The 13,105-nt window shown below is 61.7% G+C and carries 9 protein-coding genes; 8 read left to right on the top strand and 1 reads right to left on the bottom strand.

Going from position 1 to position 13,105, the window contains the following annotated elements; genetic code table 11:
- The first annotated feature begins 6 nt into the window (after positions 1-6).
- From eutA to doeB, 5 genes are all read left to right on the top strand, one after another.
- On the top strand, positions 7-783 hold the full coding sequence (gene eutA / locus AC04SG_RS13265; RefSeq protein ID WP_488551394.1) for an ectoine utilization protein EutA: 777 nt from the start codon (positions 7-9) through the stop codon (positions 781-783).
- Between the two features lie 183 nt (positions 784-966).
- Positions 967-1,956, top strand: coding sequence for a hydroxyectoine utilization dehydratase EutB (gene eutB / locus AC04SG_RS13260; protein WP_488551393.1), 990 nt, complete (start codon positions 967-969; stop codon positions 1,954-1,956).
- Positions 1,953-2,945, top strand: a complete 993-nt coding sequence (locus AC04SG_RS13255) for a cyclodeaminase (RefSeq protein ID WP_488551392.1) — start codon at positions 1,953-1,955, stop codon at positions 2,943-2,945. The genes eutB and AC04SG_RS13255 overlap by 4 nt, the downstream gene beginning before the upstream one ends.
- Before the next feature lie 131 nt (positions 2,946-3,076).
- Positions 3,077-4,255 (top strand): ectoine hydrolase DoeA, encoded by a 1,179-nt coding sequence (gene doeA, locus AC04SG_RS13250; RefSeq protein ID WP_488551391.1) that lies wholly within the window; start codon positions 3,077-3,079, stop codon positions 4,253-4,255.
- Positions 4,256-4,260: 5 nt separating this feature from the next.
- Positions 4,261-5,256 (top strand): N(2)-acetyl-L-2,4-diaminobutanoate deacetylase DoeB, encoded by a 996-nt coding sequence (gene doeB / locus AC04SG_RS13245; protein ID WP_488551390.1) that lies wholly within the window; start codon positions 4,261-4,263, stop codon positions 5,254-5,256.
- A 43-nt stretch (positions 5,257-5,299) separates the two neighbouring features.
- Here doeB and AC04SG_RS13240 read toward each other — a convergent pair whose 3' ends face one another.
- A complete protein-coding gene (locus AC04SG_RS13240) occupies positions 5,300-6,427 on the bottom strand; it encodes a serine hydrolase domain-containing protein (RefSeq protein ID WP_488551389.1) in 1,128 nt (375 codons plus the stop codon).
- Positions 6,428-6,997: 570 nt separating this feature from the next.
- Between AC04SG_RS13240 and AC04SG_RS13235 the strand changes: the two genes are divergently transcribed.
- The 3 genes from AC04SG_RS13235 to AC04SG_RS13225 all read left to right on the top strand — a co-directional run bounded on the left by AC04SG_RS13235 (position 6,998) and on the right by AC04SG_RS13225 (position 13,102).
- Complete coding sequence (locus tag AC04SG_RS13235; protein WP_488551388.1) at positions 6,998-9,217, top strand: mechanosensitive ion channel family protein; 2,220 nt, start codon at positions 6,998-7,000, stop codon at positions 9,215-9,217.
- 266 nt (positions 9,218-9,483) lie between these two features.
- Positions 9,484-10,932, top strand: coding sequence for a TolC family protein (locus tag AC04SG_RS13230; RefSeq protein ID WP_488551387.1), 1,449 nt, complete (start codon positions 9,484-9,486; stop codon positions 10,930-10,932).
- A 37-nt stretch (positions 10,933-10,969) separates the two neighbouring features.
- On the top strand, positions 10,970-13,102 hold the full coding sequence (locus AC04SG_RS13225) for a type I secretion system permease/ATPase (RefSeq protein WP_488551386.1): 2,133 nt from the start codon (positions 10,970-10,972) through the stop codon (positions 13,100-13,102).
- Positions 13,103-13,105 lie beyond the last annotated feature (3 nt).

The raw sequence follows: 13,105 nt of genomic DNA, 5'->3' as shown, positions 1-13,105 counted from the left end.
CTCAAGATGAAACCGCTGCCCGAAATCAGGCTGATGCCGGCAAGGCCGGCGCTCGACGCGCGCCCGCTGGAAAAGCGCGTTGGCCTGATCATCCTTGCCACCGACCACACCAGCGAGCCGGACTTCCGCCGCATGGTGGCGAGCGAGCGGGTCGGTGTCTATGTCGCGCGCATTCCCTACAAGAACCCGACCACGCCGGAAAACCTTCGCAAGATGCAGCCGGAGCTGGCGGCAGGCGCGGCGCTCATCCTGCCTGACGAGAGCCTCGACGCCATCTGCTATTCCTGCACCTCCGCCTCTGTGGTGATCGGCGACGCCGAGATCGAGGTGGCAATCCAGTCTGCCAAATCAGGCGTTCCCGTCGTCACACCGCCGATGGCCGGCGTGCGCGGACTGAAGGCTTTGGGCGCGAAGAAGATCAGCATCCTCACCCCTTACACCGTCGAGACCTCTAGGCCGATGGCCGCCTATTTTGCGGCGCGGGGTTTCGAGATCCTCAGCTTCACTTGCCTCGGTTTCGAGGATGACCGCGAGATGGCGCGCATTGCGCCGGAATCCATTGTCGAACTGGCGCGCGAGGCGACGCACGCTGAAGCCGATGCGCTGTTCGTATCCTGCACCGCGCTGCGCGGTGCGCTCGCGGTTCCCGGCATGGAAGAGGCGATCGGCCGCCCGGTGGTCACCAGCAACCAGGCGAGCGCCTGGAATTGCTTGCGGCTGTGTGGCGATGAAACACCGCGCCCTGAGTTTGGCCGCCTGATGATGCTGCCTTTGGTGCAGTAAGACGATGTCTCATATTCACGAGCGACCCCCTCTGGCCTGCCGGCCATCTCCCCCTCAAGGGGGGAGATCAGCTGCTGCCCGGCTTTCGCCAATCGTCGACGCAACAGGAAGAGCGGCAGCGTCGAAGCTGCTTATCTCCCTCCTTGAGGGGGAGATGGCCGGCAGGCCAGAGGGGGTCGCCCCATGACGCGCGCCGTCACCCTAACGGACATCCATGCGGCCCGCGAGCGCATCGCCGACAAGGTTGTGCGCACCCCAACCGTATTGTCCCACAGCCTGTCGGGACGCTTCGGCATCCCCGTCCACCTCAAACTCGAACATCGCCAGACCACCGGAAGCTTCAAACTGCGCGGCGCCTCGAACGCCGTCGCTTCGCTGAGCGCCGAGCAGAAGGCGCGCGGCGTGGTGGCGGCGTCGACCGGCAATCACGGCCGCGCGCTGGCCTTTGCGGCAAAGGTCGAAGGCATGCGCGCGGTGATCTGCATGTCGCGGCTGGTGCCGGGAAACAAGCTCGACGAAATCCGCCGCCTTGGCGCGGATGTCCGCATCATCGGCAACAGTCAGGATGAGGCGCAGAAAGAGGTCGAGCGGCTGGTGGCGCAAGAAGGGTTGGTGATGCTGCCGCCCTTCGACCATCCCGCCATTATCGCCGGGCAAGGCACGCTCGGGCTGGAGATGATCGAGCAGGTTCCGGACGCCGCTCTCGTTCTGGTGCAGCTCTCCGGCGGCGGGCTGGCCTCGGGCATCGCCGCCGCCATCAAGGGCGTCAACCCCCAGGCAAAAGTGATCGGTGTTTCGATGGCGCGTGGTGCTGCGATGAAGGCGAGCCTCGATGCCGGCCAGCCGGTCGAGGTGGAAGAATTGCCGACGCTGGCGGATTCGCTCGGCGGCGGCATCGGCCTCGACAACCGGCTGACCTTCGCCATGTGCCGCGACCTGCTCGACGACGTGGTTCTGCTTAGCGAGGACGAGATCGCCGCCGGCATCCGCCATGCCTACGAACAGGAACGCGAGATCGTCGAAGGTGCCGGCGCGGTCGGCATCGCCGCGCTGCTCGCCGGCAAGGTCAGAGTGAACGGGCCGGTCGTGGTTCTGCTGTCCGGTCGCAACATCGATATGAACACGCATCGCAAGATCATCTGCAGTGACGCCATTGCGGAGCCCACGGCATGAGCCGGATGACGATCCTCACCGAGAAGGAACTGCGCACAATCGTGACGCTCGATCTCGACGCTGTTGCCTGCGTCGAAAACGCTTTCCGTGCGCTTGCCACGCTGCCTGTCGCGATGCCGCCGATTCTGCGGCTGGATATTCACGAGCATCGCGGCGAGGTCGATGTGAAGTCGGCCTATGTGCCTGGCATAGATGGCTTCGCCGTCAAGATAAGTTCCGGCTTCTTCGACAATCCGAAACTCGGTCTGCCCAGCGGGGGCGGCATGATGGTGCTGCTCTCGGCAAGAACCGGCGTGGTCGAAGCGCTGCTGCTCGACAATGGCTATCTCACCGACATCCGTACCGCCGCTGCCGGGGCGGTCGCGGCGAAGCATTTATCGCGGCCGGATTCGTCTGTTGCCGCGATCTTCGGCGCCGGCGTACAGGCCGGGCTGCAGCTCGAAGCGCTCATGCTGGTGCGGCCAATCACCGAGGCACGCATCTGGGCGCGCGATGCCGTCAAGGCGGAGGCGACGGCAAGCGCCCTGCACGAAAGACTCGGCATCCTCGTGCGCGCCGAACCGGACGCGGCAAAGGCTGTTGGCGGCGCCGACATCATCGTCACCACCACGCCGTCGACCGAGCCGCTGATCAAGGCCGGCTTTGTCGTTGCCGGCCAGCACATCACCGCCATGGGCTCGGACGCCGAGCACAAGAACGAGATCGCGCCGGCGATCCTGCGCATGGCCGATCTCTATGTCGCCGACAGCGCCGCGCAGACACGGCGCCTCGGTGAACTCCATCACGCCATCGCGTCGGGCGTGATGAGTGCCGACGCCGAGGTCACCGAACTCGGCCAGATCATCGCCGGCGAACGTGATGGAAGGGGCTCGGCCAGCGACATCACCATCGCCGACCTGACCGGCACCGGTGTGCAGGATACGGCGATCGCAACATTCGCCCGCGACCGCGCACGTGCGGCCAAGTCAGGGACGATTTTCGAAAGCTGATGCTGGCCAAAGCGTGATCCGGAAAAGTGGGAACCGGTTTTCCGAAAAGATCGCGCTCAAACAAGAACGACGAGTCCGTTTCAACAAAGTTGCAACAGACTCCAGGCCCAACAAACGAGGACCCAAGAACAATGCAACCGAACCTGAAATTCTCGCGCGGCGAATTTGCAGATCGCCTCGCCAAGACACGGCAAGCCATGGAGATGAAGGGCGTCGATCTCCTGGTTATCAGCGATCCCTCCAACATGGCCTGGCTGACCGGCTATGATGGCTGGTCGTTCTACGTGCATCAGGCGGTCATCGTGCCGCCGTCGGGGGAGCCGGTCTGGTATGGCCGCGGCCAGGACGCCAACGGCGCCAAGCGCACAGCCTATCTCGCGCATGACAACATCGTCGGCTACGCCGACCACTATGTGCAGTCGACCGAGCGCCACCCGATGGATTTTTTGTCCAGCGTGCTTGCGGATCGCGGCTGGGGAACGCTGACCATCGGCGTCGAGATGGACAATTACTGGTTCTCGGCCGCCGCCTTCGCTTCGCTGCAGAAACACCTTCCCAATGCCCGCTTTGTCGATGCCACAGCTTTGGTCAACTGGCAGCGCGCGGTGAAGAGCGCGACCGAGATCGATTATATGCGCAAGGCGGCCCGCATCGTCGAAGCCATGCACCAGCGCATTGTCGACAAGATCGAGGTCGGCATGCGCAAATGCGACCTCGTCGCCGAGATCTATGATGCCGGCACGCGCGGCGTCGATGGGATCGGCGGCGACTATCCGGCGATCGTGCCGCTGCTGCCGTCGGGCGAAGACGCGTCGGCACCGCATCTGACCTGGGACGACAAGCCGATGAAGTCCGGCGAAGGCACTTTCTTCGAGATCGCTGGCTGCTACAACCGCTATCACTGCCCGCTGTCGCGCACCGTCTTTCTGGGCAAGCCGACGCAGGAATTTCTCGACGCCGAAAAGGCGACGCTGGAAGGCATGGAGGCGGGGCTTGCAGCGGCCAAACCCGGCAACACCTGCGAGGACATTGCCAACGCCTTCTTCGCCGTCTTGAAGAAATACGGAATCGTCAAGGACAACCGCACGGGTTATCCGATCGGCCTGTCTTATCCGCCGGACTGGGGCGAACGCACCATGAGCCTGCGCCCCGGCGATCGCACCGAACTGAAGCCCGGCATGACCTTCCATTTCATGACCGGCCTGTGGCTGGAGACGATGGGACTGGAGATCACCGAATCCATCCTGATCACCGAAACCGGTGTAGAGTGCCTGGCCAATGTGCCGCGCAAACTGGTGGTGAAGAATTGAAAACGATGTCCCGCCCATCCCCGATCGCCCCGACCGTCGATTTCGACAAGGATGGCGTGCAACATGGTTTCCTGCGCTTGCCCTACAGTCGCGACGACTCCGCGTGGGGCTCGGTGATGATCCCGATCTGCGTCATCCGCAAGGGCAAGGGGCCGACTGCCCTGCTCACCGGCGGCAATCATGGCGACGAGTATGAGGGGCCGTTGGCGCTTTACGACCTCGCCCGCACGCTTGACCCGAAAGACGTCTCCGGCACGGTGATCATCGTGCCGGCGATGAATTATCCGGCCTTCCGCGCCGGCACCCGCACGTCGCCGATCGACAAGGGCAATATGAACCGCAGTTTCCCCGGCCGGCCCGACGGCACGGTGACGGAAAAGATCGCCGACTACTTTCAACGCGAATTGCTGCCCCGCGCCGACCTCGTCTTCGACTTCCACTCCGGCGGCAGGACGCTGGACTTCGTACCGTTCTGCGCCGCCCACACTTTGTCCGACAAGGCGCTGGAGCAGAAAGCCTTCGACGCGGTCGCGGCATTCTCGGCCCCGTTCTCGATGCGCATGATCGAGATCGATTCCGTCGGCATGTACGACACGGCGGCGGAGGAGATGGGTAAGGTCTTCGTCAGCACCGAGCTTGGTGGCGGCGGCACCTCGCGTGCGCAAACGGTGCGGATCGCGCGGCGCGGCATCAGCAATGTACTGCGCCATGCCGGCATTGTTGAGGGTGCGGTCGAGAAAGGCACGACCCAATGGCTGGACATGCCGTCGGGCGATTGCTTCTCCTTCGCCGAGGATGACGGGATGATCGAAACCATGGTCGATCTCGGCGAGCCCGTGAAAGAAGGCGCGGTGCTGGCGCGTATCCACTCCACCGGCCGCACCGGCATCGCGCCGCAGGAAATCAGGGCAAAAATGTCCGGAATGCTGGCAGCGCGGCATTTTCCAGGTCTGGTCAAAGCCGGTGACTGTGCCGCGGTGGTTGGCGCTCTGGTCTCTTGATGTTCGGAGCCAGCGAAATCAATGACCAGCCTGTGTGCTTACATCAGAGCGCGTCGTAAACGGCGTCGATCAAAGCTTTGCGGCGTGGATCGAGGTCGTCGAAACCGAGCATACGGTTGGTGACATAGCCGAACCCGACACCGGCGGCGGGATCGGCAAAGCCGATGGCGCCGCCCCAGCCGCTATGGCCGAACGTTTGCGGCGACGCGCGGCTGGCATAGGTGGGATCCTCCATCTGATAGCCGCCGGCAAAGGCTGTCGGCGCCGCGAAGCTGTCGTCCATGCCGCGAATGCGAGGTCTTGCCGCTGCTTCGACCGCGGTAGGGCCGATCAGAGGCTTGCCCTCCCAAACGCCGCCGGCCGCCATCATACCGTAGATGCGTGCCAGTGCGTGTGCCGTCGACTGGCCATTGCCACCCGGCACCTCGGCGGCGCGCCAGGCGCGGTCGTTGGGTGCCGTTGCCCGGGGTGTCGGATTCTCGGCTGCGTGGGGAAAGGGCGAGGCGCGGACAAACTCTACCCAGTCGGAAGCCTTTGGACCTTCAATCATCTCTGCGACCCTGGGATCCTCGCTGGCTGGCAGGCCGACGTGAAAATCAGCGCCAAGCGGGCCTGCGATCTCTTCCGCGATGAAGCGGCCCATGCTTCGCCCATCGACACGGCGCAGCACTTCGCCCGCAAGGTGGCCGTAGGTAAGGGCGTGATAGACACAGCGGCTGCCCGCCTCCCACAGGGGTGACATGGCGGCAAGCGCATCGACAAAGGGCGTCCATGCCAGAAGCCCTTCCTCGTCCATCGGTACGGCGAGACCGTTCAGCCCGGCTTGATGCGACATCACGTGATCGAGCGTGATGCACTCCTTGCCGCCGGCCGCGAACTCCGGCCAGTAGCGCGCAACGGGGGCGGCATAATCGAGCTTGCCGCGCTCCACCAGCATGGCGATGGCCAAGGCCACGACGCCTTTGGTGCAAGACCAGACATTGACCAGCGTGTCTTCCCGCCACGGACGAGCGCGCGCGGCATCCGCATGACCGCCCCACAAATCAACGACGGTCCTGCCTTGGACCACGACCGACACGCCGCCGCCATGCTCCAGCCCTTGCGCGAAACACGTGGCAAACGCGTCGCGCACACCGGCAAAGCTTGGATCGCAGGTACCCTCGATGTTCATGCGCGACTTCTCATTCGGTTCCTCAACGCGGTGCAGTTTCCGTGGCTGCCCCTGGATTGGCAACCAAGGTCTGGCGGCCAGCACAGAGACATGGTGCCGCAGTCAGTTCCGAGGGCAATGGCGTGCCTGCCAACACATCTTGCCACCCATGCATCGATCGCACGGCGGGTGACGTGCGCGTCTTCCTTGGAGATACGGTCGGGTTCTGGACGACGCTGACGGTGTGGCCTCCTTGGTGAGGATGTCGGAGGACCCCCTTCCATTCGTTATTAAGGATATTCTACATCCTTGTGGATATACGATATCCTTAATTCTGAACTGGAAAGTCCTTCCGACATAAGGGACAGACAAATGCCTTGCCGGTCGCCAGGTGCCCTGCCCAACGGACTAGCCAGGAGCGATGAGACTTGCACCACAACATCGGCTTGTTCAAGGTAGGAGCAACGACGGACCTAGCTGTCTTTCTCGCCGATTTGACCGGAAGGTTACCGCACGATGCCACTCATGAATCGACGATTTGGAGCCAAGACTCTGGCACGCCCGGCACGGCGTCTCGGAGACCTGGCGGCAATGTTTGTCCTGATTGCCAGGCCGTTCGTCCTCGGGATCGCCCTTTTGTTGGCTGGTCAGGCGCAGGCGCAGGCGCCGGCGACCGTCCCGCCTGAAAGGGTCAAACAGCTGTTCGAGCTTCTCGATGATCCGTCGGTGAAGGCCTGGGTGGCCGAACAACGAAATCAGGACGCCGGGTCAACGCCTGCCGAGACGGGAGCTTCGCCGGCCGACGCATCGTCCGACGCCGTGGCCCCAACGGGCCAGATGAATACGATGGCATCCTCGACGCTCGATCGGATCAGGCATCATATCGAAAGGATCGTGCGGACTTTGCCCCTGCTGCCAGGCCAGTTCGCGCGCGTTCGGGCCGAGACCATGCAGGATATGTCCAGCAAGGGGCCCGTCAGCGTACTTATTCTGATTGCGATGTTCATCGCTGCCGGCCTGGCGCTCACGTGGGCAACGTACAAGGTCACCCGTCCATTTCGTCTTTGGATTATCGCGCAACCGAAGGATACACCCATCGGGCGAGCCAAGAAGATTGGCGGTCGCGCGCTTTATTCCAGCATGTTGATCGTCTCGTTCGCACTGGGCAGCGCCGGCGCGTTCATGCTGTTCGACTGGCCAATGCTTATCCGCGAGATTGTGCTGACATTTCTGATGGCGGCAGTCGTCACATGGGGTGTACGCTTGTACGTCATGGCCACGCTCGTCCCGTCCTTCATGGAGGTCGAGAACGCCGTCGAGGTTCGTGCTTTGCCGATCACCAACGAGACGGCTGACCACTGGGCCTATTGGTTACCCCGGATCGTTGGGGTCTTCGCCTTCTTCGGCGCCGCGTTTATCCTCTTGCCGGGTCTCGGCATCGATCAGGACGGAATGATGGTCCTGTCACTGGGCGCCGATTTCGTGCTGCTGGTGCTCTTGCTGCTCGCCATTTGGCGTCGGCCAAGAACGCACCGAGACGGTGCGCGCCATGGCGGTCACACGGAAACGACATGGTTATTGACTGCTTATTTCGTCGTTCTGTTCCTGCAGCGCATCGCCGGCCTTTATACCTACTTCTGGTTTACCTTCGCTGCATTCTTCCTGCCTTTGGCAATCGTGCTGACGCAGCGCGGGGTTAATTTCGTTCTGCGGCCGGGTTCGGAAGATGCCGGCCGGCCTACGATCCCGGCGGTGACGATCGCCGTCATCGATCGCGCAATCCGAATGATTTTCATCCTGGCGGCGGCTTACTTTCTCGCCCGCGTCTGGGGCCTGAACATGCAATCCATGCGCGACAGCGATACGACGACGACGTTCATATTGCGCGGCTTGATCAATGTCGTGGTCATTGCGCTGGCAGCCGATTTCGGCTGGTCGATTATCAAGGCTTTGATCGAACGAAAGCTGGGCATCGAAGCACCGCACCCTGTGATCAACGAGGAAGAGGTCCCGATCCTCGACCCGCAGCAGGCGCGACTGCACACGCTGTTGCCGATCCTCCAGAACATCCTGCTCGCATCGATCATCGTGATGGCGGTGCTGATGATGCTGGCGTCGCTGGGTATCCAGATCGGCCCGCTGATCGCCGGCGCCGGCGTCGTCGGCGTCGCGGTCGGCTTTGGCGCACAAACCATAGTCAAGGACATCATTTCAGGCGTGTTTTTTCTGCTCGATGACGCGTTTCGTGTCGGCGAATATATTTCTTCGGGCAATTACAAGGGTACCGTGGAAAGCTTTTCGCTGCGTTCGGTGAAGCTGCGCCACCATCGTGGTCCGCTGTTCACGATACCGTTCGGTGAACTCGGGGCAGTCCAGAACCAGAGCCGTGACTGGGTCATCGACAAATTCAACATCACCGTCGGCTATGACACCGATATCGACTTCGCCCGCAAGCTGATCAAGCGAATCGGTCTCGAACTGGCGGAAGATCCCGAATTCAAGAACTGGGTGCTCGACCCGATCAAGATGCAGGGGGTACAGGAGTTCGGCGAGTACGGCATCGTATTGAGGGTGAAAGCCATGACCAGACCCGGAGGCGCCTTCGGCATGAAACGCAAATTCTATGTGCGCCTGCGCCAGGTCTTCAAGGAGCAAGGCATCGAACTGCCATTTCCGACGGTCCACGTCCAAGGGCTGCAGAATCCACATGAGGCAGAGAATGCGCCATTGGAGATCACACCCGAGTTGCAGATGGCCGTCGCGCAGTCGCACACCAATCGGCGCAGAAAGAAAGCTGGCACAGCGGAGTAGGAAAGCTGGGCTCCTCGGTCACAGGGCGGGCCTTCCACCTGGGCGCCGTCAGCTCCAGGGTCGCAGACCATGGAAACAGGCGCACGTGGTCGGCAGCGCTTAACCGGAGGGCGGCCGGGCATTCTTTGTGCTATTTTTGCTACATTGCGTAAATTTGTGGCTTGGATCCACCCTTTTAGTCTCCACTAAATTGTAAGTTTGTAGACAATTGTGCTTGGGTCGTAGCGCTTGGAATAACGTGCAGGGGGAATGTTGGGGTGGGTAAAATGAATTCGATAACTATGTGGGCCATATGCAAGCGCCTTGGCCTGCTGACGACGGTTGCCATATTGGGCTGCGGGAATGCTCACGCGCTCACTCTTAAAGAGGCGATGGCGGTCGCGGTGGAGTCCAATCCCGAGATTGGCCAGGCAATCGAAAACCGCGAAGCAATCGAATTCGAACTGCGCCAGGCTAAGGGGCTTTATCTTCCCAGCGTTGACCTGGAAGCGTCGGCGGGGGCTCGCCGCCTCGACAATCCGGACAGGCGCTCACTTTCCATCGAGAATGACACGCTCTATCCAGCTGAAACCGACCTCACGGTTACGCAGACGCTCTACGACAGCGGTGCAAGGCGCGCCGAACTAAACCGCCAGGCCTCGCGCGTCGACGGTGCCTCGTTCCGGGTTCTGGAACGGTCCGAATTCATCGGGCTCTCGGTTGTCCAGGATTACCTCGAAGCCATGTTGCAGGCCTCGATCGTTGTCGAAGCAAAGAAGAACCTCGGATTCCATCAGGGAATTCTCGGCGACATCCGGCAAGGCATTGCCGGCGGCGCGCTGAACGAGGCCGATCGTCAGCAGGCTGAGGAGCGGCTGTTCGCCGCCAAGGCCCGTGTGCAGGAAGCCACCGAGGAACTAGAGGCAGCAAAGATCCGGTTCTTCAAGACTGTCGGTAAGCCGCTGACCAGCGCCTCGAGGCCGGGCGATGTGTCCGCCGCGCTGCCGAGATCTCTTGACGAAGCAATCGGGCTGGCACGACAGAACAATCCGCGCGTGCATATGGCCAACAGCGATATCGACGCGGCGGCTTCCCTCGTGGATGCCGCACGGGCAAAATTCGGGCCGTCGATCACCGCCGAAGGTGTCGCCCGGGCAGGATCCGACATCGATGGCAGTGACGGCGACACGAGCGACCTTCAGGCAAGGGTCGTGCTGCGCTGGAACCTTTATCGAGGCGGCATCGACAAGGCCAACGAGCAGGAGCAAATCCGCCGCACCAGCGAGCAGCGCCTTGTCCTGCACCAAGTCCTGCGCGAGATCGAGGAAGCCGTACGTACGTCATGGGATCGACGCTTCCGGCAGGCCGACCTGGCCAAGACGCTGAAGCTTCAGGCAGCCGCCAGCGAAAAGTTGGTGGGGTCCTATCGCGAGCAGTTCAAGGTCGGACAGCGCTCGCTGCTCGACGTGCTTGACGCACAGAACACCCGGTTCAACACAGCGACGCTTGCCGACACCGCGTCCTACGCGTCGCTTTTCGCCCAGTACCGTCTGCTGGCGGCAACCGGACAGTTGCTGAAGACCATGGACCTTCAGCCGGCCAAACAAGCAACCGCCTACGCCAAGACCGAGTTCAATGCACCGGAAACGGCCGACACCGAAACCTATGCACGCACGCCGTCGGAGCAAAAGAACGATCTGCCTTTTGACATCCTCGCGCCGGTAAGAAAAAAGTAGGAAGGCCAAGGTCGAACGATAGTCCTGCGGGCGGATCGTGAACCCACAACCTAAAATCCTGTCCCCAAAGGAGGCCTTCAAGGCCTGCTTTTCGGCTGTTGCCGGCTACCTGGGCAGGCCGAGTGCCGAGACCGTGCTGTTTGCCGGCGTGCCGCTGTCGGATACCCAAATCGATATCGACGCCATTCGGCATCTTGCCGAACGCGTCGGCCTTGAAATCACAGAGTTCAGCCAGCGCGATTTTCTTCGCGGACGCATCGACCTCCCCGCCATCCTGTTTCGCGTCAGCCAATTGCCAGTTGCGCTGCTTGCCGAGACAGAGGACGGTGGATTTACGACCGCTGCCCAGGAGGACGGGCGCACAACCATCAGTAAATCCGAACTTGCCGGAAGCTACATAAGCGGCGGCGTTTCCTTCTCGATAACCTATGCCAACGCGGTCGAGGGGATGAGCGTCGGTTCGGCGGCCAAGATTGAGCGGCGACATTGGTTGACCGGAACGATGGGGCCATTCTGGCGCACCTATTCGAAGGTCATCCTGTCGGCGGTATTCATCAATCTGTTGGCCCTTGCCTCGCCGATCTTCACCATGAATGTCTACGACAGGATCTTGCCGAACAAGGCGATATCGACGCTCTGGGTGCTGTCGATCGGGATCGGCGCGGTCATTCTGTTCGACCTGCTCTTGAAGACCGCCAGAGCGTCGCTGATCGACTATGCCGGGCGCAAGGCCGATCTTCGCATTTCCTACATGCTGTTCGAGAAGGTGCTGAACTCGTCCTTGTCGGCACGGCCCGGCTCAACCGGCGAATATGCAAATCGGGTGACGCAGTACGAGTTCGTACGCGAGTTTTTCACGTCGAACACCGTCAGCGTCTTCATCGACACTGCATTCGTCTTCGTCTTTCTTCTTGTCATCTATGCGATAGGCGGCTGGCTGGTCATCATACCGGCCATTGCCTTTGTCGCCTCCGTGATCGTCGGGCTGATCACACAACGGCGTATCGGCAAACGCGTTGCCGCGTCCATGAACGAGGCTTCGCAACGCCAGGCCCTGCTGGTTGAATCCATCTCCACGCTTGAGACCATCAAGTCGTTGCGGGCAGAGGCGTATCTTCTGCGAAAATGGGCAGAGCATTCCAAGAACGCATCAAACACCTCCGAGAAGATCAAGCAGCTTTCGGCTGCCGCCGGCAACATAACGCAGGCCATCCAGCAGTTGGTGACCGTCGCCCTGATCGTGGCCGGCGCTTATGCCTTTTCGGAAGGACATGTCTCCACCGGCGCCATCATCGGCACCGTCATGCTGGCGGGCCGGGCGGTGGCTCCGCTTGGGCAGATCGCTATCACCTTGTCCAGACTTCGTCAGGCAATGCTCTCCTTGCGAATTGTCAATTCGATCATGGCGCAGCCGGAGGATCGGCCGGACACGGTTGGTTTCGTCAACCGCCCCATTCGCAATGGCGCGATGGCGTTCAGGAACGTCGGCTTTGTCTATCCGGGTTCCGAAAACGAAGTTCTGACCGGCGTCAATTTCTCGGTGAAGCCCGGTGAGCGGATCGGCATCATCGGCCGCATAGGCTCGGGAAAGACGACCATGGGTCGGCTGATCGGCAGGCTCTTCCTGCCGACCTCCGGCGAGCTGCTGCTGGACGGCATCGACATCCGCCAATACCACCCGTCGGAGGTTCGCGCCGCGGTCGGTATCGTCGCGCAGGCCAACGATCTGTTTTCGGGCACCATCAAGGAAAATCTGCTGATGGCGTATCCGGAGGCGACCGATGAACAGATCGTCGAAGCGGCCAAGGCTGCCGGCGTCGACGATTTCGTCTCCCGCCATCCGCGCGGCTACGACATGAATGTCGGCGAGCGCGGCACCAATCTCTCGGGCGGCCAGAGGCAGACAATGGCAATTGCCCGCCTGTTGCTGACCAAACCGAAAATCGTCTTCCTGGACGAGCCGTCCGGCTCGATGGATCTGGCTTCCGAGCGCCAGTTGATCAAGCAGCTCAAGGTGGCCTTCGATCGCAGCACGACGCTGATCGTTTCGACGCACCGCTTCAGCATGCTAGAGTTGGCCGACCGGCTGATTGTCATCGAGCAGGGCAAGATCGTTGCCGATGGACCGAAAGACCAAGTAATACAGGCGCTGCAGAGAACGAGCGCCTGACAG

The sequence above is a fragment of the Mesorhizobium sp. CNPSo 4684 genome (assembly GCF_057784315.1).
Note: the sequence above shows the minus strand (reverse complement) of the source record. Positions and strands in the feature narration are given on the sequence as shown.